Source organism: Prauserella oleivorans (assembly GCF_042685745.1).
GTDB lineage: Bacteria > Actinomycetota > Actinomycetes > Mycobacteriales > Pseudonocardiaceae > Prauserella_A > Prauserella_A oleivorans.
The window spans coordinates 802,910-824,063 of sequence record NZ_JBHUNT010000001.1; the positions used below are offsets into that span (position 1 = coordinate 802,910).

Here is a 21,154-nt window from a genome sequence, read left to right on the forward strand (position 1 = left end):
GGAGCCGGGGCGGAGTCGATACCCTCGACGAATGCTGATCGGCGCGCACGTCCGGGATGACGACCCGATCTCCGCGGCACGCGAGCGGAACGCCGACGCGGTGCAGTTCTTCCTCGCCGACCCGCAGGGCTGGAAGAAGCCGCAGCCACACCCGCAGGCCGGTGAGTTCGGACCCGCCGGGATCGACGTCTACATCCACTCGCCGTACGTGCTCAACGTCGCGTCGCTGAACAACCGCATTCGGATCCCGTCGCGCAAGACGGTCGCGCAGCATGCGGAGGGCGCGCGGGCGGTCGGTGCGAAGGGCCTCATCGTCCACGGCGGGCACGTCCGCAAGGGTGAGGACGCGGCCGAGGGCATCGCCAACTGGCGCAAGCTGTTCGAGCGGCAGGCCGAGCAGGGCGGGTTCGGGGTGCCGATCCTCATCGAGAACACCGCGGGCGGCGAGAACGCCATGGCCCGCGACCTGGACATGCTGGCGCGGCTCTGGGACGCCGTCGGCGACTTCGGCGCCGGGTTCTGCCTGGACACCTGCCACGCCTACGCCGCGGGCTGGGAGCTCGACACCGCCGTCGAAAAGGTGCTCGCCATCACCGGCCGCATCGACCTGGTGCACCTGAACAACTCCCGGGACCCGTTCGGTTCGCAGCGTGACCGGCACGCCAACGTGGTCGGCGGTGACGGCACCATCGAGCCGGAGCTGCTGGCCGCCGTGGCGAAGGCCGCGGGCGCGCCGGTGATCGTGGAGACGCCCGCGGAGGGCCAGGCCGCCGACATCGAGTACCTGCACGGGCTTGCGTAACGGCACGACAGGGCGTGGTGTGCAGCCGGCCGTCGTGGTGCTGCTGTGCGCGGTCACGCTCGCCTTCGGGCTGGTCAACAAATACCGGTGCACCGGGCCCGAGTTCGACGACTCGGGTCGGAGCACCCCCGGTTACGCCGAGCGCAACTTCACCGACGTCTGCTACTCCGACATCCAGTTCCTGTGGCTCGGGCGGGACATCGATCGGCACACCTTCCCCTACGTGCACGGCGATCTGGTCGATGGAGCGCTCGTCGGCGGCGCGCTGGAGTACCCGGTGCTCACGGGGCTCGTCATCTGGGCGGGCGCGTTCTTCGCCGACACGGACGCGGAATTCCTGCTGCACTCGGCGTTGCTGCTGGCGCCGCTCGGGCTGCTGACGGCGTGGCTGCTCGCGGCGCTGGCGGGGTGGCGGGCCCTGTTGTGGGCGCTCGGTCCACCACTTGTGCTGTACGCGTTCCACAACTGGGACCTCGCCGCCGTGCTGTGTGCGGTGGCGGCGTTCTTCGTGCTGTACCGCGGCCGTGGGGCACTGGGCGCACGCTCGGGCTGGGCGGCGGTGCTGCTGGGCGCCGGTGCGGCCGTGAAGCTCTACCCGGCGTTGTTCGTGGTGCCGCTGGCGCTCTACGTCTATGCCGAGCGCCGCGGTGAGGCGCACCGGGCGCTGCGGATACCCGCGATCGCGGCGGGTACGGCCATCGCCGTGAACCTGCCGTTCGCGCTGGCCGGGTTCGACGGCTGGTGGGCGTCGTTCGAGTTCCAGGGGCAACGCTCGGTGGACGGCACGACGAACTCGATCTGGTTCTGGGGCGTGCGGCACCTCTTCGCCGACGACGCGACGTTCCAGTCGTTCACCGGCGTCGCGTCACCTCTGCTCGTGCTGGGCTCGCTGGCGCTCGCTTGCCTGCTCGGGTGGCGGCGCTACCAGCGGGAGGGAAGCTACCCGTTCCTGCCGGTGTGCGCGGCCGCGTTGTGCGGGTTCTTGTTGCTGCACAAGGTGCACTCGCCGCAGTACATGTTGTGGCTGCTGCCGATGTTCGTGCTGGTGGCGGTGCGGTGGGGTTGGATCGTGGGGTATCTGGCCGCCGATCTCGCGCTCGGCATCGGCCTGTTCCGCTGGTACGCCGAGGGCGCGGGGATCGCCGACGGGCTGGCCGCGCAGGCCGTGGTCGTCGGTGTATGGGGCCGGGCCGCGCTGCTGGCCGGACTGTTCGTCGCGTTCCTGGGTGCGCGGACCGTGCCCTACCGCGAGGGGCCCTACCGCGAGGGGCCCTACCGCGAGGGCGAGCGGACCACCACGACGTCGCGGGCGCCGTCGAGCACGCCGCCGAGCGGATCGTCGTCACCGGCCGTGCGCACCAGGTCTCGCGACGGCCGGTAGATCTCCCGCACCACCAGCACGCACAGCGCGATCACCGCGAGGTCGCGCACCACCACGGTGCCCAGGAACCAGCCCTCCGGCAGACCCTTGTTGTCGATGCCGAGGTAGTAGAACATCCGCGGCGCCCACACCAGCGCGTCGATGACCATCCAGGCGAGCAGCAGCCGCCAGCGCGGAATGGCGAGCACCGCGAGCGGCACCAGCCACAGCGAGTACTGCGGGCTCCACACCTTGTTGGTCAGCAGGAACGCCGCCACCACCAGGAAACACAGCTGCGCCACTCGGGGCCGCACCGGCGCGGTGAGTGCCAGGTAGGCCACGCCGGCGCAGCAGACCAGAAACAACGCGCCGCTGACCGTGTTCAGCCAGGTGGGGGTCTCGCCTGGGGCGAGCGGGCCGTCGAAGCCGACCCAGCCGGTGAAGTACGAGACGACGTTGTAGAGCGAGTCGGGGTCCATGCCGCGTTCGGTGTTGAGCCGGAAGAACTCCGACCACCCCTCGCGCAGGAACAGCATGAACGGGAGGTTCACGGCGAGCCAGGTGCCCGCCGCGGTCAGCGCGGTGGTGGTCCACGTGCGCAGCCGCCCCGCCCGCAGGCACAACACGAGCAGCGGACCGAGGAAGAACAACGGATACAGCTTGGCCGCGGCACCCAGCCCCAGCAGCACACCGGCCGCCACTGGCTTGCGCCGTGCCCACGCCAGCAGTGCGCAGGCCGCGAACGCCGTGGCGAGCGTGTCGAAGTTGGTGAACGCGTGCACGACGGCCAGCGGCGAGATGGCCACCAGCGCCGCGTCCCACGGTCTGCGGCGTGCCGATCGCGCCACTGCCCAGATGGTGACCAGCCAGGCGGCGGCCAGGAAGAAGGCGGTGAGGTTGAAGTACACGGCCACCGGTAGCGCGCCCGGCAGCCAGCCGGAGGCGGCGACGTCGGTCCATGCGTGCGTGAGCTTGGCGTTCACCCACTGGAAGAGCCCGGTGAGCACCGGGTACTCCATGTACCGCACCTGCTCGCGGTCGGTGCCCTCGTTCTCGACCCAGCTCGTGGCGTACGGGAAGGTGCCGCCGCGATCGAGTTGCTCGGCCGAGTAGAGCGGCACGACGTCGGAGTAACACATCGCGACGTACGGCCGGCCCGACCGCCAGTCCAGCTCTGCCTGTCCGTTCTCGCCGACGTACTGCTGGATGCAGGCGGCCTTGCCGAACCACCCGAGCGTGAGCGCGACAACGCCCAGCAACAGCCCGACTCGCAGCGGCGACCAGAACCAGTGCCGGCCGACGGCGGCGTGCTCCCCCAGCGGCCCCCCGATGGGGCGCGTCGCGGCCGCGACAGTGGGCTCGGTCCAGCTCGGGATCACGCGCTGTTCCGGATCCAGCGACATGGTCTCGGGCGTTGCCCCCGGCGAGGGAGCATGTTTATCGCTGGGCACGCGCCGCATGTTACAAGCGGCGCGGCGGTGGGTGCCCGTGCGTGGGCGGCGCCGCGGAGGAATTCAGGCGGACAGCAGACGGGCGGGCCGTCCGCGGTCTCTGCCGCGAACGACCCACCCGTGCAGCTATGGAGCTGATGACATCTCTTCCTGCCTGGCGCCCTCCGGCTCCTCGTCGTCACCGGGGAACGGCCAGTTGTCGTCGGGTGGCCCACCCGGAGGCGTGACGTCGTCCGACTCGCTCTCCTCCGGAATGCTGGGTTCCGTCGGCGTGCTGGGTTCCGTCGGCGACGGCGGAGTCGTCGGCTTGGGCACCGACGAGGACGGCGTGGACGGCTCCGTCTCGCTCGGGGGCGTGTAGGTCGGCGTGGACGACGAGTCGTCCTCCTCCGGCACCACCGGCGCCTTGCCGATCAGTTCGACCTCGGGGAACGGCTCCTTCGGCAGATTCTCGTGGTAGGAGTCCATGAACTCCTTCCAGATCTCACCCGGCAGGCCGCTGCCGTAGATCCGGCCGCCGTCGGCGTCGCGGATCGGCTCGCCGCCGCCCGTGCCGACCCACACGGCCGTGGAGATCTGCGGGGTGTAGCCGACCATCCACGCCTGCGAGTTCTCGTTGACGTCCTTGGTGCCGTCCGGCGCGACGTACTGGTGCGTACCCGTCTTGCCCGCGCACTCGCGGCCGTCCGCGCACGTCAGCTCGGAGTAGCTGAGCACCGGCTCCAGCGACTCGGTGACGTTGCCCGCGATCTGTTTGCTCTTCTCCTCGTCGGAGGAGAACGCGGGCTCGCCCTCGGTGGCCGCCTTCGTGGTCTCGTCGAACAGCACCTCGCCGTCGGCCGTCGTGAGCTTGGCGACGAAGTGGGTGTCGCGCTTGATGCCGCCCGAGGCGAACGTGGCGTAGGCACCCGCCATGTCGGTGGGCGTCACCATCGTGTCACCACCGCCGATGGAGATGTTGCCGTCGACGCTGCCCATCGTCTCGCGGTCGCCGTGCTTCTCCGGGATGCCGGCCGCCAGCGCGGCCTCGACCACCGCCTTCGGCCCGACCTCGTTCACCACGATGTCGTAGAAGACGGTGTTGATCGAGCGCTCCATGGCCTCGGCGACCGTACATTGCGGACACTGGGCGTTCTCGGAGTTGCGGATCTCGGCGGCGCCGAACTTGCGCGGCGAGCTGCCGTCGTAGATCTCGCCGAGGCCCTTGCCGCGTTGCAGCAGCGCGACCAGGTCGAACGGCTTGAACGACGAACCGGGGTTGCGCTGGACGTTGCCCCAGTCCATCTCGTCGACGCCGGGCTTGTTCGGACCACCGTAGTAGGCGGACACACCACCGGTCTTCGGGTTGACGGCGACCAGGGCCTTCCGCAGTTCCTCGGGCTGGTCCTTCATCACATCGTTGACGGCCTTCTTGGCGAGAGTCTGGGCCCGCTGGTCGATGGTGGTGTAGACGCGGTAACCACCGGTCTGCACCTTCTCCTCGGGGTAGCCCTTGGCCTCGAGCTCGGCCATGACACGTTGCTTGATGAACGCGTCCGGTCCGTTGAGCGACTCGGGCCGCGACTGCTCCAGCGGGATCAGCTGCGGAACCTGGGCGGCCGCCCGGTCGCCGGGGGTGAGCCACTTGTTGGCCACCATCTGGTCCATCACGTAGTTCCAGCGCTGTTCCCGGACGACGGGGTCCTCCGACCGGCCCGGCTGCTGGATCATCCCGGCGAGCAGCGCCGCCTCGGAGGCGTTGAGCTCCTTGGCACTCTTGCCGTAGTAGGCCTCGGCGGCCGTCTCGATCCCGTAGGCACCGCGTCCGAAGTAGATGGTGTTGAGGTACGCGGTGATGATCTCCTGCTTGGACTGCTCGTTGTTCATCTTGAACGCCTTGACGAGCTCGGTCCATTTACGGGTGATGGAGTACTCGTCGTTCTGGGTCGCCATCTTGATGTACTGCTGACTGATGGTCGAACCACCGCCGACGCCGCCGGTCAGCTGGTTGTAGACGGCGCGCATGATGCCGGAGATGTCGAAACCGGGGTTGGTCTCGAACGTCGCGTCCTCGGCCGCGTAGGCCGCGTGCCGCATCACCGCGGGGATGTCCTCGGGCTTGAGGATGATCCGGTGCCCCTCGGGCGGGACGTCGCGGCCCATCTCCTTGCCGTTGGAGAAGTAGTAGGTGACGACCTTGCCCTGCTCGGCCGCGACCTCTTCCGGCGTCGGGACGTCGACGAAGAAGTACGTGACGGCGAACGCGAGCGCCGGCAGCACGAGGAAGACGCCGACGAACGCGTAGGCGGCCCGGCGGATTCGCCGCCAGCGACGCTTCTTGCGCTCCGCCGCGCTCAGGACGGGCTTGCCCTTCGCGTCCACGGCGGCGCCGTCGTCATCGGCGTCGTCGGTGTCGTAGCCGGGTTCGCGCGACCGGGCGAGGTCGTCGCGGTCGTCGTAGCCGGCCTCGTCGTAGCCGTAGTCGTCGTACGGGTCGTCGTCGTAGCCGGTGCCGTTGTAGGCACGGTGCGTGATGAGTTCCGGCTCACGTTCCTCGGCGGCCCGGCCCGCCGCGTAACCGCCCGCGGCACCCGCGGCGCCACCGGCTGCGGCACCACCGGCCGCGGCGCCCATGCCGTTCGGACGTTCGGGCGGCCGCCCGCTCTGAGGGCGTTGCGGCGGCGGGGGTTGCCGGTAGCCGCCCGGTGCGGGACCCCGGGGTGGACGTCCGGGCGGTGGCTGGTGGCCCGGCGGTGGAGGCGGCACGGGACGGCCGCCCTGGGGACGGCGCGGCGGCGGCCCGGGTTCACCGGGCCAGGCGGGCCTGCGGTCGTCGTCACCCGTCGGCCACATCGGCTGCTGGGGCTGTTGCGGCTGCTGAGGTGGCTGCGGCCGGCGGTGGGGCTGCTGCGGCGGCCTGCCCTGGGGAGGCTGCCGCGGTGGTCTCGGCGGCTCCTCTCCGCCTGGCCACTGCGGCGCGTCGTCACCGGACGGCCACCGGCTGTGCCTGCCGCGGCCGGGCTCCTGTTCCGGCCGGCGGTTGTTTCCGTGGTCGTTCACTCAAGACCCTCCCAGATCGGCGCGTCGGGGTACGCCGTTCTGCGGACCGAACCCTCTCGTGTGCGCGGCGGGACCCCGTTCCGCCCCGTGTTTGCCGTCACTGACCCGCGGTCCTCCGCGAGCGGGGGTGCGGCGTTCCGGTTCCCAGGACGTACGACTGAACCAGGTGGTTCCAGCCGCACGATCGGCAGACCTCCACCACATAGACGGTGAACTCGGCGAACAGGTTGGCCATTCGCTCGAGTTCGTCCGGCGCCCTGGCCGAGCCGGCGACGTGCTTGAGCTCGTCGCCGTAGACCCAGCGGACTTGGGTGAGAGCTTCCTTGCGGCACACCGGGCACGCGGCGTCGCTGGGCGTGCCGTGGAATTTGGCCGCCCGGAGCAGGTACGGGGTGGCGTCACAGACGTCCATGGTGCTGACCCGGCCGGAGTAGACCTCGGCCAGCAGCGCACGGCGCTGCAGCGCGTAGTCGACGACCTGCCTCTGGTTTCGCACCACAACAGAGTACGTGTTCCGTCTCGTTTGGCTACGCGCCGATCGGCGGAGTGCACCACGGTGTCCGAATCGACACGCCGAGCAGTAGATAACGGTCCGGTGAACAATCCGGTGAGCGGGCATGGACCGACGGTTACCTTCGCCACTCCGATGTATCGGTGCGATATAATCGCCCGGTAGGTTGGCGAAGGTCATCTTGTGCCTCTGCGGCAACGCGGGCTGGTGTCGTTTCGTTCCCGGAAGGGGGTACGCCGTGCTGGAGTTCGCAATTCTCGGACTGCTGCATGAGGCCCCCATGCACGGTTACGTGCTACGCAAGCGCTTGCACGAGACCCTCGGTATGTTCCGCACGTTCAGCTACGGGTCGCTGTACCCGACACTGCGTCGGCTGCAGCGGGCCGGGTGGATCGTCGAGGAGGATGCCGATCCGGCGACGGGCTGGAACCGCAGGGCAAAACGTGTGTACAAGCTCACGGCGGACGGCAAGGAGCACTTCGCCGAGTTGCTCGCCGATGCCGGTCCGCAGACGTGGGACGACGAGGGGTTCGGTGTCCACCTGACGTTCTTCTCGAGGACACCCGCCGACGTCCGGATGCGGATCCTGGAAGGTCGGCGCCGCCGCGTCGAGGAACGCCGCGAAGGTCTTCGGGCAGCGTTGGCCAGGGCCGAGGAGAAGATCGACCGCTACACCCGCGAGCTGCACCAGCTGGGGCTGGAGACCAGCGAGCGGGAGGTGCGCTGGCTCAACGAGCTCATCGCGCACGAACAGGCCGAGCAGCGCGGGCAGGACCCGTCCGCGACTCGGCGAGACCTACGTACGGAACACGAGTAAGGGAGATACCGGCATGGGCGAGAACCGCCGCGTGAAGGTGGCCATCGTTGGCGTCGGCAACTGTGCGGCATCGCTGGTTCAGGGTGTTCACTACTACCGCGATGCCGACCCGGGCTCGCGCGTGCCTGGCCTGATGCACGTGCAGTTCGGGGATTACCACGTCCGGGACGTCGAGTTCGTCGCCGCCTTCGACGTGGACGCCAAGAAGGTCGGCCAGGATCTCGCCGCGGCGATCTACGCCAGCGAGAACAACACGATCAAGATCTGTGACGTCCCGCCGCTCGGTGTGCCGGTGCAGCGTGGTCACACGCTCGACGGTCTCGGCCGGTTCTACCGGGAGACGATCGAGGAGGCCGACGAGCAGCCGGTGGACGTCGCCGCCGCCCTGAAGGCCGCGGGTGCCGACGTCCTGGTCTCCTACCTGCCGGTCGGCTCCACGGAGGCCACCAAGTTCTACGCGCAGGCCGCGCTCGACGCGGGCGTCGCCTTCGTCAACGCGATCCCGGTGTTCATCGCCTCCGACCCGGAGTGGGCGCAGAAGTTCACCGACGCGGGTGTCCCGATCGTCGGCGACGACATCAAGTCGCAGGTCGGCGCCACCATCACGCACCGCGTGCTGGCGAAGCTGTTCGAGGACCGGGGAGTCCAGCTCGATCGCACCATGCAGCTCAACGTGGGCGGCAACATGGACTTCCTGAACATGAAGGAGATGGAGCGGCTCGAGTCGAAGAAGATCTCGAAGACCCAGGCGGTCACCTCGCAGATCGACCGCGACCTCGGCAAGTCGAACGTGCACGTCGGCCCGTCGGACCACGTCGCGTGGCTGTCGGACCGCAAGTGGGCCTACGTGCGCCTCGAGGGCCGCGCGTTCGGTGACGTGCCGCTGAACCTGGAGTACAAGCTCGAGGTGTGGGACTCGCCCAACTCGGCGGGCATCATCATCGACGCCATCCGGGCGGCCAAGATCGCGAAGGACCGCGGCATCGGTGGGCCGCTGCTGTCGGCGTCGTCGTACTTCATGAAGTCGCCGCCGGTGCAGTACGACGACTCCACCGCGCGCGACTCGGTGGAGAAGTTCATCCAGGGCGACGTGGAGCGCTGATTCCGGCTTCGTGCCGACCCGGGGCGGGTGCCGCGTGCGGTGCCCGCCCCGTCGCGTGTCCGGGGTTCGCGCGTCAGAGCCCCAGTGCGGCCGGGAGGTCGCCGATCCGGTCGAGCACCACCGATGCCCGGGCGACTACCTGCTCGTCGGGCGGGTAGTGCGGGTTGGGCACGGCGTAGACGGTCATGCCGGCCGCGAGCGCGGCGCGCAGTCCGCTGTCGGAGTCCTCCACGGCGGCGCACTCGCCGGGCGGAACGTCCAGCCGCGACGCCGCCTCGAGGTAGACGTCCGGAGCCGGTTTACCCGCGGCCACCTGTTCGCTCGACACGACGACGGGGACGTGTTCGGTCAGCCCGGTGGCTTCGAGCAGGTGCTCGATGAGCGTCGGCGGGGACGAGCTGGCGATGGCCACCGGGAAGTGCTCCGCGACGCTGCGCACGGCCTCCACGGCACCGGGCAGGACCGGCGGCCCCTCGGAGTAGCGCCTGCCCATCTCGCCGACCACCTTCTCGGCGACCTCGTCCGGCGTCAGTGCGGTGCCGAGTTCCTCCACCAGGTAGGCCGACCATTCCGGCGTGCTCATGCCCTGCAGGGCGCGGGTGGCCTCGTCCTGCCACGTGCCTCCGTGCTCGGCGACCACCGAGCGGCGTACCTCGTCCCACTGCTGCTCGGAGTCGACGAGGACGCCATCGAGGTCGAAAACGACTGCTCGCATGGTGTGGAACATAGTTCGAGCAGTCGTGGGCAGGCAGTGTGGCCGACATTACTTCGCCTACCTAAGCAATATTGTTAGCCTGCCTAAGTGACCTCTCGCGTAGCCGAACTCGCCCACGAGCTGCGGCCGCTGCTGTTCCGCCTGTACTACCTGGTGCGGCGGCAGGCTCCGCGGCACTCGCTCACGCTTACCCAGGGCTCGGTCCTGTCCGAGCTCATCCGCGGCGGCCCGCGCCGGATGAGCGTGCTGGCCGAGCTGGAGGGTGTGCGCCTGCCCTCGATGACCGACGTGGTCGGCAGGCTCGAACGGGACGGACTCGTCACCCGCGCCCACGATCCCGCCGATGGCCGCGCCGTGCTCGTCACCGTCACCGACGAGGGCAAGCGGTTCCACGACGAGCTGATCCGCGGCCGTGAGGAGTTCCTGCGCGAACGTCTCACCGCCGTGGGCCCGGAGGACCGCGCTGCCATCGAGGCCGCGATCCCCGCGCTGCGGCGGCTGCTCACGCCCGTCACCACCGAGGAGGAAGTCGCAAGCCGATGAGTGCCGACAACCACTCCCTGCTCTCCGCCGTGAAGGGGCAGCCGAAACAGGTCTGGATCACCGCGTTCGCGGCGGTCATCGCCTTCATGGGCATCGGACTGGTCGATCCGATCCTGCTCTCGATCGCCGAGGGACTGGACGCGACGCCGCAGCAGACCACGCTGCTCTTCTCGTCCTATCTGGCCATTCAGGTGCTCGCGATGCTCGTCACGAGTTCGGCGAGTGCGAAGTTCGGCGCCAAGCGCACGGTGCTGATCGGTCTGACGCTCATCGTCGTCGCCACGGCCCTGTGCGCGGCAGCTGGGTCGATCGAGCAGCTCATCGGACTGCGTGCGGTGTGGGGCCTCGGCAACGCGTTCTTCATCGCCACGGCGTTGTCGGTGATCGTCGGGGCCGCCACGGGCGGGCAGGCAGGCGCCATCCTGCTCTACGAGGCGGCGCTGGGCCTCGGCCTGTCGGTCGGTCCGCTGCTCGGCGCGGTGCTCGGGCACATCTCCTGGCGTGGCCCGTTCGTCGGCACGTCGGTGCTCATGGCGTGTGCCCTGGTGCTGTGTGCGGTGTTCCTGCGCAGCGACGTCCACGAGAAGCGCGACCGCATCCGGCTGCTCGACCCGATCCGCGCACTCAAACACGGTGGCCTGTTGCGGACCTCTGTCGGTTCGGCGTTCTACACCGCCGGCTTCTTCGCCGTGCTCGCGTGGTCGCCGTTCGTCCTCGAGTGGGGTGCCATCGAGATCGGGCTGGTCTTCTTCGGCTGGGGCCTGTGCGTGGCGGTGGCCGGTGTGGTGCTGGCTCCGCGGCTCGCGGCACGGCTCGGTGAGCGGCACGCCACCGTCGTGTCGGTGCTCACCTACGCCGTGCTGCTGCTCGTGATGGTGGTGCCGAGCAAGCCGCTGCTCGTCGCCGCGATCATCCTCAGTGGACTGGCCTCCGGGCTGCTCAACACGCTCTTCACCGGCACGGCGATGTCGGTCAGCGGCGCTCCGCGTCCGGTCGCGAGCGCGGGCTACAACTTCTGCCGATGGCTGGGTGGTGCGGCGTCGGCCACACTCGTCGGGCACGTCGCCGAGTGGCTGGGGTTCGACCACGCGCCGTTCCTGGTGTCGGCGGTGCTGTGTGTGCTGGCCGCCGGTCTGCTGTCGGTGGGCTCGAAGCGGCGTGACCCGCGCACGGTTCCCGCCGAGGCCGCGTTGGTCGGGGAAGAGTTCTAGGCGTTTGCTTGCCGTTCATCTCAAGGATGAAGACGTCTTAATTTCGCCACATACCGTCACTCTCGTTCCCCTGACTGAGTGACCTGGAGGCCGTGTGTCCGTCCAACCTGGGCGTCTTCTCCCGCTGCTGACCTCGCATCGTTCCGGACGGTCGCCGGTGACCTGCGAGTACCGGTGCGGCAACGCGTGTGCCCACCCGGCACCGAACACATCGGACAACGAGTACTTCGGCGACGTCGTCCGCAACGTCGTGTCGCGCCGGGGCGCGCTGAAGGCCGGTGCGGTGATGACGGCCACCGCGGCCGGTTTCGCCGCGCTGTCCGGCACCGCGGCCGCCGCCGTGCCGCCCGCCCTGGCCGGCAAGCCCGGCACGTCGGGCCGGCAGGGCGCGCCCGTGCCCGGCACCGACTTCGACCCGGTGGCCCCGAACACCGCCGATGCCGTGGTGATCCCCGAAGGCTACGAGCAGCGCGTGCTGATCCGCTGGGGCGACCCGGTGGTCCCCGGCGCGCCGGAGTTCGACTTCCACAACCAGAGCGCGGCCGCGCAGGCCAAGCAGTTCGGCTACAACAACGACTTCGTCGGCCTGATCCCGCAGGACGGCTCGGGCAAGCGGAACTTCCTGGTGGTCAACCACGAGTACACCACCGAGGTCGACATGTTCCCGGCCGGGACGTACGACCCGGAAAACCCGACCGAGGAGCAGGTGCGCATCGCGTGGGCGGCGCACGGGCTGTCGGTGGTCCAGGCCGAGCGTGAGCGCTCGGGCGGGTTGAAGGTGGTGCCGAGCCGGTACAACCGCCGGATCACGATGGACACCGAGTTCGAGGTGCGCGGCCCGGCCGCCGGGTCGAAGTACCTGAAGACCTCCGCCGACCCGAGCGGCCGCGTCGTCCGGGGCACGCAGAACAACTGCGCGGGCGGCGTGACGCCGTGGGGTACGGTGCTCTCCGGCGAGGAGAACTTCAACCAGTACTTCGCCAACGCCGAGACGGTCACCGACCCGGTGCAGGCCGAGCGGCTCGCCCGCTACGGCATCTCGGGTGGCGCCAGCACCCGCAAGTGGGAGCGGTTCGACAAGCGCTGGGACATCGCGCAGGAGCCGAACGAGGTCCACCGCTTCGGCTGGGTCGTCGAGATCGACCCGAACGACCCGGACTCCCGCCCGATCAAGCACACCGCGCTCGGCCGGTTCAAGCACGAGGCCGCCAATGTCAAGATCGCCAAGGACGGCCGCGTGGTGGTGTACTCCGGCGACGACGAGCGCTTCGACTACATCTACAAGTTCGTCTCCAACGGCAAGTACAAGCCCGGCAAGAGCGCGCACGCCCGGCGGCACAACATGAGCCTGCTCGACGACGGCACGCTCTACGTCGCCAAGTTCACCGGCGACAGCCCGGCGAGTGAGATCGACGGCAGCGGCGCCCTGCCCTCCGACGGCGAGTTCGACGGTGTCGGCGAGTGGATCCCGCTGGCCAGCGGCAACAAGTCGTTTGTGGACGGGTTCACGGCCGAGGAGGTGTACGTCTTCACGCGTCTGGCGGCCGACAAGGTGGGCGCCACGAAGATGGACCGCCCCGAGGACATCGAGCCCAACCCGGTCAACGGCCGCATCTACGCCGCGCTCACCAACAACAGCGACCGTGGCGCGTCGGGCAAGGCGGGCGCCGACGAGGCCAACCCCCGCAACGGCAACCGCAACGGCCACGTCCTCGAATGGGAGGAGGACGGCGCCGGCACGCGGTTCGTGTGGCGGCTGCTGCTCGTCTGCGGTGACCCGGCCACGGCCGACACCTACTTCGGCGGGTTCGACAAGAACGCGGTCAGCCCGATCTCCTGCCCGGACAACCTCGCCTTCGACAGCTACGGCAACCTCTGGATCTCCACCGACGGCAACGCGCTCGGCTCGAACGACGGCCTGTTCTCGGTGCCGGTGGACGGGCCGAACCGGGGCCAGGTGAAGCAGTTCCTCACCGTGCCGATCGGTGCCGAGGCCTGTGGTCCCGTGGTGACCGACGACGTGGTGCTCGTCGCCGTCCAGCACCCGGGTGAGGGCGCGGGCGCGGCCAACCCCGAGTCGCACTGGCCCGACGGTGGCTCGGCCAACCCGCGGCCCGCGATCGTGGCCGTGTGGAAGAAGGGCCGGATCGGCGTCCGCTGACGAGTATCGGTGGCCGTGCCGGCCGCGTGACCGGCACGGCCACCGCCGTCAGCAGTCGGCGAGGAAGCGCTCGATCGACGTCGCGAGCGCGATCGGCGTCTCGTCGATGGCGTAGTGCCCCGCGTTGCCGAACTCCTCGAGTTCCAGCTTCGGGTACCACTGTGCGAACGTGCCGCGCATCGTCTCCGCGCCGAGTGCCGGGTCGTGCTCGCCCACGATCACCTTGATGGCGGCGGAGTTTCCGGCGATGCGCTCGTGGAAGTCGGTCTTGGCCCACGCCTCGAGGTAACCGGCGACGGCGTCGCGGTCGGCGTTCTCCAGCGAGTGCCGCACCGCCGCGTCGAGCCACGTACCGGTGAGCCGGTTGCCCGTGGTGAAGTCGATGATGGCGCGGCGATTCTCGGGGTTGTCGGCCGCGCCCGCGAACAGCTGCCAGGTCTCGTCGTCGAACGGCACCCCGCTCGCGGGCACCGGCGAGATGCCCACGACGCCGCGGATCCGTTGCGGTGCCTCGGCGAGCACGTACTGCATCACGCTGCCGCCCATCGAGTGCCCGACGAGGGAGAACCGGTCGGCGCCCAGTTCGTCGGCCAGTGCCAGGACGTCGCCGGCGGCCTCGGCGATGGTGTAGTCCCCGGTCTCGCCGCGCCGCGCGCCGTACCCGCGGTAGTCGCAGAACACGTAACTGAACCGGTCGCCGTCGAGGTGCGGGGTCAGGGCCGTCCAGGCCCGGCTCGACCCGAACCAGCCGTGCAACGCGAGCACCACGTGCTCGCCGGTGCCGAATCGCTCCATGGCGCCTCCTGATCGTCGGTGATCGTGCGTCCCCGGGAGCTTCGCACAGCACTCGCCCGCCCGCCATTACGGTGGGGGCATGGCTGACCGACCGCTCGCACTCGTCACCGGAGCCTCCCGAGGAATCGGCGAGGCCGTCGCCCGCGCACTCGGTGGTACGCACCGGGTGCTGCTCGGCGGCCGGGACGTCGGCGCGCTGTCGCGGCTGGCAGGTGAGCTGCCGGACGCGACGCCATGGACGGTGGATCTCACCGACGAGGCCGCGGTCGCCGACGCCGCGGCGGCGATCCCAAGCCTCGACGTGCTCGTGCACTCGGCGGGGGTGGCGCGACTCGGCACGGTCGAGTCCTCGCCCGCGCAGGTGTGGCGGGACAACTTCGAGGTCAACGTCGTCGCGGTGGCCGAGCTCACCCGGCTGCTGTTGCCCGCGCTGCGCGCGGCGCACGGCCACGTGGTGCTCATCAACTCCGGCCAGGGTCTGTCCGCACGGGCCGGCTGGGGCGCGTACGCCGCGAGCAAGTTCGGTCTCCGGGCGTTCGCGGACGTGTTGCGCGCCGAGGAGGAGCCGAACGGACTGCGCGTGACGTCGGTGTACCCGGGCCGTACGGACACCGAGATGCAGCAGGCCATCGTGGCCGGTGAGGGCGGCGAGTACGCGCCCGAGCGGTACCTGCGGCCGGACTCGGTGGCGGCTGCCGTGCACGCCGCCGTGACGGCGACGCCCGATGCGCATCCCACCGAGGTCGTCGTGCGCCCGCGACCGCATCGCTGACGCACCGGCTGCGCCGCGAACCGCTCCTCGGCATCGAGGGGCGGTTTTTTCATGCGCGCATTTGACACCAGTCGTCCACTGGTGCCATGGTTACCTACATGACTAATGAACCAAGGCACTGGTTCACCGGACGGCGGCTCTGATGGACGACGCACGCCCGCTGTTCCTGCAGATCGCGGAGCAGATCGAGGACTCGATCATCGACGGCTCCCTGCCGGAGGAGACCAGGGCGCCGTCGACCAACGAACTTGCCGCCTTCCACCGGATCAACCCGGCGACGGCGGCGAACGGCATCAACAAGCTGGTGGCCGACGGCTTGCTCTACAAGCGAAGGGGGGTCGGGATGTTCGTGAAGGCGGGGGCCCGGCAGGAGCTGGTCGAACGCAGGAGGGAGGCGTTCGGCCGCACCTTCATCGCGCCGCTGCTGGCGGAGGCGCGCAGGCTCGAAATGGACGCGGAGGACCTGAAGAAGATGATCGATACCTGGAGGGACGACCTATGACCGTGGTGAGCCTGCAAGGGGTGACCAAACGCTACGGCGCGACAACGGCCGTCCAGGACGCGTCCTTCGACCTGTACGAGGGCCGGATCCACGGGATGCTCGGCCGCAACGGTGCCGGCAAGAGCACGCTGATGCGGATGCTCACGGGGCAGGACTTCCCCACCGCGGGGCAGATCCGCGTCTTCGGGCAGAATCCGTACGAGAACGCCGACGTGCTGCGGCAGGTCTGCTTCATCAAGGAATCGCAGAAGTACCCGGACATCTTCCAGGCCCGGCACGCACTGCACGCGGCGAGCCTGGTGTTCCCCAACTGGGACGCCGACTTCGCCGCCGAGCTCGTCGAGGAGTTCCGGCTTCCGCTCAAGACCCGGGCGAAGAAGCTCTCCCGCGGTCAGCTCTCGGCGGTCGGTGTGGTCATCGGCCTGGCGGCACGCGCGCCGCTGACGCTGTTCGACGAGCCCTACCTCGGTCTCGACGCGGTGGCCCGGCAGCTCTTCTACGACCGGCTGCTCGCCGACTACGCCGAACACCCGCGCACGATCGTGCTCTCCACCCACCTCATCGACGAGGTCAGCGACCTCATCGAGCACGTCGTCGTCATCGACCGCGGGCGCATCATCATGAACGACAGCGCCGAAAACCTGCGCTCGCAGGCGGTCACCGTCAGCGGGCCGTCGCGCGCCGTCGAGGAGTTCGCGGCAGGCCACACCGTGCTGCACCGAGAGGAGATCGGCGGCTTCGTCCGGGTGACCCTCGTCGGAGTTCCGGACGCGCGCGACACCGACAACCTCCGGGTGGAGCCGGTGTCGCTGCAGCAGCTGGTGGTCCGGACCACGCAACTCGCCGACGGAGACCGAGCTCTCGTCGGCGCCAAGAACGGCAGGGAGGCCGGACGATGAACCACATTCTGCGGGTCGCCCGCATGCAACTGGTCAATTCCTGGGCCATCATCGGGCTTCCGATCGGCATCCTGTTGCTGGCCGTGGCGGCGAACGTGGTGATCTTCGTGGCCCTCAGCGCACCAGACGCCGACGGCGAGCTCATCACCGGCGGCATCCTGTCGATCTACATCACACTGCTGATCAGCCACCTGCAGACAATGACGCAGATGTTCCCGTTCGCCGTGGGGTTGAGTGTGACCCGCAAGGCGTTCCTCGGGGCGGCGGCGTTGATCGTGACCGCGCAGTCGTTCGGGTACGCGGTGCTGTTGTGGCTGCTCGAGCTCATCGAGAAGGCCACCGGCGGGTGGGGTCTGGACCTCACGTTCTTCGCGCTGCCGTTCCTGGACATGGCCAACCCGCTGGCGCAGATCCTGGTCTACGCCGCGCCGTTCCTGGTGTTCTCCTTCTTCGGGCTCTGGGTCGGCATCGTCTACAAGCGCTGGGGCCAGTTCGGTGCCTGGGCGCTCGCGGTCTCGCTCGCAGGGCTCGGCGTGGCGATCGTCGCGCTGGTGAGCTGGCGGGGATGGTGGCCGAACGTGGGCGAGTTCCTCACGACACAGCCGACGATGGCGCTGCTGGTCGCTTACCCGGTGCTGATCGCCGCGGTGCTCGCCGGCGCGACCTACCTCACCACCCGGAAAGCCGTTCCGTAGCGCGTCAGTTTCGGATCCGCGCCGAGGCCGTGGCGACCTTCGCCTGCGCCTCGGCGCGGTCGATGCGTACCGACTCGCCACCGGCCACCACTTGCTCACCCGCGACCCACACGTCCCGCACCCGGCGCGACCCGGCCGCCCACACCAGGTTGGCGAGCAGCTGGTCGTCGGGGACATCGAGCCCGGTGGCGAACGCCGGGTCGTCCAGGTCCACGTGCACGACGTCGGCCCAGTGGCCGGGTTCGAGAGAACCGATGTCGTCGCGGCCGAGGGCCTGCGCGCCCCCACGCGTGGCAAGCAACAGCGCGTCCGCCGCGCTCACCGCAGTCGAGTCCTGAGTGGACACGCGGGCCAACATGGCCGAGAGCTGGACCTCCTCCCACAGGTCCAAATCGTCGTTGCTGGCCGGGCCGTCGGTGCCGAGGCCCACCGCGACCGAGGCCGCACGTAGGTCCGTCAGCCGCGCGATGCCGGACGCGAGCTTGGCGTTGGAGCCGGGGCAGTGCGCCACGCCCGCGCCGCGTGCGGCGAGCAACGCGATGTCCTCATCGGACAGATGGACGGCGTGGGCGGCGATCAGCCTGCCGTCGAGCAGTCCCACCTCGTCGAGCAGCCGCGGCACCGAGCCGTACTCGGCGCGCTGCTTCTCGTCCTCGTCGGGCGCCTCGGCGACGTGGATCTGCACCAGCGCGTGGCGCTGCGCCGCCGCCTCGGCGATCTCCCGCAGCGCCTCCGGAGGCAGCATGTACGCGGAGTGGGCCGCATAGGACAACTCGACCCGCTCGCCGGGGCCGAACCTCAGGCCGTCGGTGTCGATCCAGCGGTCGGCGGCGGCGAGCATGGCACGCCAATCGAGGCCCGGCAGGTCGATGATCGGGCCACCCAGCACGACCCGGGCTCCCGTGGCCAGCACGGCGTCGGCCATCCGCTCGGCGTGGAAGTACATCTCGGCACTCGTCGTCACGCCGCGGCGCAGCATCTCGACCGAGCCCAGCAGCATGCCCGCGTGCACGTCGTCCGGGCGCAGCTTCGCCTCGGCGGGCCAGATCACCTCGCGCAGCCAGCGCAGCAGCGGGAGGTCACCGCCCATGCCCCGCAACAGCACCATCGGGCTGTGCGCGTGGGTGTTCACCAGCCCCGGCAGCAGGATGCCCGGCAGCTCCGTCACCCGCGCCTGCCCCGGTGCCGACGCCGCGGGCCCGCAGTAGGTGATGCGGCCGGTGTCGTCGATGTCGACCACGCCGTCGCGGACGACGGAGCAATCCGGATCGGCGGGAAGGACGACGGGAGCGGACAGCCGGTGGATCATGCGGCGAGTCTAGTGACGTCCTCATTCGCTGACGATGCCGTTTCGCCAGGCCCACGCCGCGATCTCGACTCGGTTGCGGGCGCCGATCTTGCCCTGCACCGACGCCAGGTGGGTCTTCACCGTGGACAGCGACAGGTAGAGCTCGGCGCCGATTTCGGTGTTGGTGAGCCCGCGTGCGGTGGCCCGCACGACGTCGAGTTCACGCGCGGTCAACGGCTCGGCGGGTGCCTCGGCCGGCGTGGGCGTGGCCGGCTGCTCGCTGAAGTGTTTGAGCAGCCGGACCGTCACCTGGGGCGAGACCAGAGCGTCCCCCCGGGCGGCCGCCCGGACCGCCTCGATGAGCAGCGCGGGTCCGGCGTCCTTGAGCAGAAAGCCCGATGCGCCGCCCTGCAACGCACTGTGCACGTACTCGTCGAGGTCGAACGTCGTCACCACCACGACCTTGAGCGGATCGGCGACGTCCGGGCCCGCGAGCTGCTTGGTCACCTGCAGACCGTCCATGCCCGGCATGCGGATGTCGAGCAGGCACACGTCGGGGCGCAGCTCCCTGGCCCTGCGCACGGCCTCGATGCCGTCCGCGACGTCGGCCACCACCTCGATGTCCTCCTGGGCGTCCAGGATCATGCGGAAGCCGATGCGCACCATGTCCTGGTCGTCGGCGATCAGTACCCGGATCATTGCGTCTTGTCCCCCGCCTCGTCCCCCGCCAACGGCAACCATGCCTCCACGAGCCAGCCACCGTCCGGACCCGGCCCGGCCGCGAGCCGGCCGCGCAGGAGGTCCACGCGCTCGCGCATGCCGACCAGACCGTATCCGCCCGGAATCGCCGAGGCTCCCTGAGCACCCGGGTCGCCGTCGTCGCTCACCCGGATGTGCAGTTCCGGCTCGCCCGTGCCCACCGCGCGCACCGACACCCGCGCGCGGGTCGCGCCCGCGGCATGTTTGCCGACGTTGGTGAGCGACTCCTGCACGATGCGCAATGCCGAGCGTGCCACCTCCTGCGGCAGGTCCGGCGGCAGGTCCAGGTCGAGCTCGGTGGCCACGCCGTGGTTGCCCGCGTCGACGAGGCGGCGCAGGTCGGCGTCGAGGTCGGTGGTGGCCTGCTCGCTGAACTCGCTGCTGCCCGCCGGCGCGTCCCCCCGCATGCTGCGCACGAGCCTGCGCATGGCGGCGAGGGCGTCGGTACCGGCGTGTTCGATCTGGCCCAGCGCGTCCACCACCACGCGCGGGTCCCGCTCGGCGAGCATGCGGGCGGCCTGCGCCTGCACCACGATCCCGGTGACGTGGTGTGCCACGACATCGTGCAGTTCCCTGGCCAGCGCCATACGCTCGGCGGTCTGGGCCTCGCTGACGGCGGCCTCCACCGCCTGCGTGCGCTCGGAGTCGCGGGCCCGCAGGTACAGCCCGATCGCCACCGAGATGCCGAGCAGGAGCACCGCCCCGACCGCCATGCTCTGCAGCAGGTCGACATGCGGGTAGACGTTCACCACGGCACCCAGCCCCACCACGGTGGACAGCAGCGCGATGGCACCGACAGCGCGTCCGGGCTGCACGTGGCGGACGAGGAACGCCGAGACCATCATGCCGGACACGACAGCGGTCATCGGGAAGCCGCCGATGTCGTTGAACGGCAGCGCGCGAGACAGCATCGCCACCGAGATCGCGCACAGGGCCAGCACCGCCGCCAGCGCGAGTGCGCCCGCGAACGGCTTGCGCAGGGCGAACACGACCGTCACGGCCGCGGCCGCCGTCGTGAGGAGCACCAGCGAACCGCCCCACCCTGCCGCGGCGCTCGAGTACGTGTCGAAGAACAGGGTGAGCGCCAGTACCCCGACGAGCAGCCACTGCTTGCGCAGCAGCGTCGCGAGTGCGCTGCGCGCACCGCCGTCCCCTCGCCGGTACTGGAGCGCCGGTACCACGACCAGCACCAACAGGATGAGCCCTCCGGCGAACGCGGGCAGCATGTCCCGGAAGGTCATCGCGCCGTCTCGACCGGCCACCGCGACCAGCGTCGCCGTGACCAGCGCCGCCGTCGTCGCGAACGCCATGCCGGAGCTCGCCGCGCGGACGCAGAAGTAGACGATCTCCAGCCCCGCGACGGTCTCGGCGAAGGTGATGTTCGGCAGCAGCGTGGTGTAGGCCGACACCGCGTTCGCCCGGATGAGCACGGTGCCCGCGACGAGCACGACCGCAGCCGTCCACGCCGCCGTGACCGGCTGCGTCCGCGCCCACAGAGCACAGGCCGAGAGCCCGAGGATGCCGGGAAGCAGCAGCAGGTCGATACCGGGCGTGCCGAGGGAATCGATGCTGGCCTTCGCGACGATCGCCAGATCGCACAGCAGTGCCGCGAGCAGCACCACCCCGGGCAGGCCGAGCCATTGCAGGAGACCGGCCGCTCGGCGGCGGGCAGCAGAGGGTGACACGGGCACGACGTGACGGTAGATGATCGCGCCCACCGGGTGCCTTGGCC

Annotated in this window: 19 protein-coding genes; 11 read left to right on the forward strand and 8 right to left on the reverse strand. The window is 70.0% G+C overall.

Going from position 1 to position 21,154, the window contains the following annotated elements:
• The first annotated feature begins 31 nt into the window (after nucleotides 1-31).
• Both ACFSZT_RS03965 and ACFSZT_RS03970 read left to right on the forward strand, forming a co-directional pair.
• On the forward strand, nucleotides 32-802 hold the full coding sequence (locus ACFSZT_RS03965; RefSeq protein WP_377395623.1) for a deoxyribonuclease IV: 771 nt from the start codon (nucleotides 32-34) through the stop codon (nucleotides 800-802).
• Complete coding sequence (locus tag ACFSZT_RS03970) at nucleotides 795-2,183, forward strand: glycosyltransferase 87 family protein (protein ID WP_377395626.1); 1,389 nt, start codon at nucleotides 795-797, stop codon at nucleotides 2,181-2,183. The genes ACFSZT_RS03965 and ACFSZT_RS03970 overlap by 8 nt, the downstream gene beginning before the upstream one ends.
• Here ACFSZT_RS03970 and ACFSZT_RS03975 read toward each other — a convergent pair.
• The 3 genes from ACFSZT_RS03975 to ACFSZT_RS03985 form a co-directional block, all read right to left on the reverse strand.
• Complete coding sequence (locus ACFSZT_RS03975; protein ID WP_377395628.1) at nucleotides 2,075-3,622, reverse strand: glycosyltransferase family 87 protein; 1,548 nt, start codon at nucleotides 3,620-3,622, stop codon at nucleotides 2,075-2,077. The genes ACFSZT_RS03970 and ACFSZT_RS03975 overlap by 109 nt on opposite strands.
• Nucleotides 3,623-3,739: 117 nt before the next feature.
• Nucleotides 3,740-6,226, reverse strand: a complete 2,487-nt coding sequence (locus ACFSZT_RS03980; RefSeq protein WP_377395631.1) for a transglycosylase domain-containing protein — start codon at nucleotides 6,224-6,226, stop codon at nucleotides 3,740-3,742.
• A gap of 523 nt (nucleotides 6,227-6,749) precedes the next feature.
• Entirely contained in the window at nucleotides 6,750-7,148 is a 399-nt protein-coding gene (locus ACFSZT_RS03985) for a DUF5318 domain-containing protein (RefSeq protein WP_377395634.1), read from the reverse strand.
• 253 nt (nucleotides 7,149-7,401) lie between these two features.
• Between ACFSZT_RS03985 and ACFSZT_RS03990 the strand changes: the two genes are divergently transcribed.
• Nucleotides 7,402-7,980 (forward strand): PadR family transcriptional regulator, encoded by a 579-nt coding sequence (locus ACFSZT_RS03990; RefSeq protein ID WP_377395637.1) that lies wholly within the window; start codon nucleotides 7,402-7,404, stop codon nucleotides 7,978-7,980.
• A 13-nt stretch (nucleotides 7,981-7,993) separates the two neighbouring features.
• Entirely contained in the window at nucleotides 7,994-9,082 is a 1,089-nt protein-coding gene (locus tag ACFSZT_RS03995) for an inositol-3-phosphate synthase (RefSeq protein ID WP_377395640.1), read from the forward strand.
• Nucleotides 9,083-9,155: 73 nt separating this feature from the next.
• Here the strand turns inward: ACFSZT_RS03995 and ACFSZT_RS04000 are convergent, their stop codons facing one another.
• Complete coding sequence (locus tag ACFSZT_RS04000) at nucleotides 9,156-9,797, reverse strand: HAD family hydrolase (RefSeq protein ID WP_377395642.1); 642 nt, start codon at nucleotides 9,795-9,797, stop codon at nucleotides 9,156-9,158.
• Between the two features lie 87 nt (nucleotides 9,798-9,884).
• Here ACFSZT_RS04000 and ACFSZT_RS04005 point away from each other — a divergent pair, with 87 nt between their 5' ends.
• The 3 genes from ACFSZT_RS04005 (at nucleotide 9,885) to ACFSZT_RS04015 (ending at nucleotide 13,712) form a co-directional block, all read left to right on the forward strand.
• A complete protein-coding gene (locus tag ACFSZT_RS04005) occupies nucleotides 9,885-10,340 on the forward strand; it encodes a MarR family winged helix-turn-helix transcriptional regulator (protein ID WP_377395645.1) in 456 nt (151 codons plus the stop codon).
• Nucleotides 10,337-11,551: an MFS transporter gene (locus ACFSZT_RS04010; RefSeq protein ID WP_377395647.1), complete on the forward strand. Its 1,215-nt coding sequence runs from the start codon at nucleotides 10,337-10,339 to the stop codon at nucleotides 11,549-11,551. The genes ACFSZT_RS04005 and ACFSZT_RS04010 overlap by 4 nt, the downstream gene beginning before the upstream one ends.
• A 94-nt stretch (nucleotides 11,552-11,645) precedes the next feature.
• Complete coding sequence (locus ACFSZT_RS04015) at nucleotides 11,646-13,712, forward strand: PhoX family protein (protein ID WP_377395650.1); 2,067 nt, start codon at nucleotides 11,646-11,648, stop codon at nucleotides 13,710-13,712.
• A gap of 48 nt (nucleotides 13,713-13,760) precedes the next feature.
• Here ACFSZT_RS04015 and ACFSZT_RS04020 read toward each other — a convergent pair whose 3' ends face one another.
• Nucleotides 13,761-14,507 carry an alpha/beta fold hydrolase gene (locus tag ACFSZT_RS04020; RefSeq protein ID WP_377395653.1) on the reverse strand — a complete coding sequence of 249 codons (747 nt, stop codon included), beginning with the start codon at nucleotides 14,505-14,507 and terminating at the stop codon, nucleotides 13,761-13,763.
• Nucleotides 14,508-14,586: 79 nt separating this feature from the next.
• On the opposite strand from ACFSZT_RS04020, the gene ACFSZT_RS04025 reads away from it, so the two are divergent.
• The 4 genes from ACFSZT_RS04025 (at nucleotide 14,587) to ACFSZT_RS04040 (ending at nucleotide 17,375) form a co-directional block, all read left to right on the forward strand.
• Nucleotides 14,587-15,279 carry an SDR family oxidoreductase gene (locus tag ACFSZT_RS04025; protein WP_377395656.1) on the forward strand — a complete coding sequence of 231 codons (693 nt, stop codon included), beginning with the start codon at nucleotides 14,587-14,589 and terminating at the stop codon, nucleotides 15,277-15,279.
• A 142-nt stretch (nucleotides 15,280-15,421) separates the two neighbouring features.
• A complete protein-coding gene (locus ACFSZT_RS04030; protein ID WP_377395659.1) occupies nucleotides 15,422-15,781 on the forward strand; it encodes a GntR family transcriptional regulator in 360 nt (119 codons plus the stop codon).
• Entirely contained in the window at nucleotides 15,778-16,680 is a 903-nt protein-coding gene (locus ACFSZT_RS04035) for an ABC transporter ATP-binding protein (RefSeq protein WP_377395662.1), read from the forward strand. Before ACFSZT_RS04030 ends, ACFSZT_RS04035 begins: the two co-directional genes overlap by 4 nt.
• A complete protein-coding gene (locus tag ACFSZT_RS04040; RefSeq protein WP_377395665.1) occupies nucleotides 16,677-17,375 on the forward strand; it encodes a hypothetical protein in 699 nt (232 codons plus the stop codon). Before ACFSZT_RS04035 ends, ACFSZT_RS04040 begins: the two co-directional genes overlap by 4 nt.
• 4 nt (nucleotides 17,376-17,379) lie before the next feature.
• Here ACFSZT_RS04040 and ACFSZT_RS04045 read toward each other — a convergent pair whose 3' ends face one another.
• From ACFSZT_RS04045 to ACFSZT_RS04055, 3 genes are read right to left on the reverse strand one after another with little or no spacing between them, the layout of a single operon-like run.
• On the reverse strand, nucleotides 17,380-18,684 hold the full coding sequence (locus ACFSZT_RS04045) for an amidohydrolase family protein (protein WP_377395668.1): 1,305 nt from the start codon (nucleotides 18,682-18,684) through the stop codon (nucleotides 17,380-17,382).
• Nucleotides 18,685-18,705: 21 nt separating this feature from the next.
• A complete protein-coding gene (locus ACFSZT_RS04050; protein ID WP_377395672.1) occupies nucleotides 18,706-19,362 on the reverse strand; it encodes a response regulator in 657 nt (218 codons plus the stop codon).
• On the reverse strand, nucleotides 19,359-21,113 hold the full coding sequence (locus ACFSZT_RS04055; RefSeq protein WP_377395675.1) for a sensor histidine kinase: 1,755 nt from the start codon (nucleotides 21,111-21,113) through the stop codon (nucleotides 19,359-19,361). The genes ACFSZT_RS04050 and ACFSZT_RS04055 overlap by 4 nt, the downstream gene beginning before the upstream one ends.
• Between the last annotated feature and the right edge of the window lie 41 nt (nucleotides 21,114-21,154).

Excerpts from the sequence above, each read along its gene's own strand:
- ACFSZT_RS04050 (WP_377395672.1), bottom strand. The coding sequence starts at position 19,362 with ATGATCCGGGTACTGATCGCCGACGACCAGGACATGGTGCGCATCGGC.
- ACFSZT_RS04035 (WP_377395662.1), top strand. The coding sequence starts at position 15,778 with ATGACCGTGGTGAGCCTGCAAGGGGTGACCAAACGCTACGGCGCGACA.
- ACFSZT_RS04045 (WP_377395668.1), bottom strand. The coding sequence starts at position 18,684 with ATGATCCACCGGCTGTCCGCTCCCGTCGTCCTTCCCGCCGATCCGGAT.
- ACFSZT_RS03975 (WP_377395628.1), bottom strand. The coding sequence starts at position 3,622 with ATGCGGCGCGTGCCCAGCGATAAACATGCTCCCTCGCCGGGGGCAACG.
- ACFSZT_RS03980 (WP_377395631.1), bottom strand. The coding sequence starts at position 6,226 with ATGGGCGCCGCGGCCGGTGGTGCCGCAGCCGGTGGCGCCGCGGGTGCC.
- ACFSZT_RS04020 (WP_377395653.1), bottom strand. The coding sequence starts at position 14,507 with ATGGAGCGATTCGGCACCGGCGAGCACGTGGTGCTCGCGTTGCACGGC.
- ACFSZT_RS03995 (WP_377395640.1), top strand. The coding sequence starts at position 7,994 with ATGGGCGAGAACCGCCGCGTGAAGGTGGCCATCGTTGGCGTCGGCAAC.
- ACFSZT_RS04010 (WP_377395647.1), top strand. The coding sequence starts at position 10,337 with ATGAGTGCCGACAACCACTCCCTGCTCTCCGCCGTGAAGGGGCAGCCG.
- ACFSZT_RS03965 (WP_377395623.1), top strand. The coding sequence starts at position 32 with ATGCTGATCGGCGCGCACGTCCGGGATGACGACCCGATCTCCGCGGCA.
- ACFSZT_RS04025 (WP_377395656.1), top strand. The coding sequence starts at position 14,587 with ATGGCTGACCGACCGCTCGCACTCGTCACCGGAGCCTCCCGAGGAATC.
- ACFSZT_RS04000 (WP_377395642.1), bottom strand. The coding sequence starts at position 9,797 with ATGCGAGCAGTCGTTTTCGACCTCGATGGCGTCCTCGTCGACTCCGAG.
- ACFSZT_RS04030 (WP_377395659.1), top strand. The coding sequence starts at position 15,422 with ATGGACGACGCACGCCCGCTGTTCCTGCAGATCGCGGAGCAGATCGAG.
- ACFSZT_RS04040 (WP_377395665.1), top strand. The coding sequence starts at position 16,677 with ATGAACCACATTCTGCGGGTCGCCCGCATGCAACTGGTCAATTCCTGG.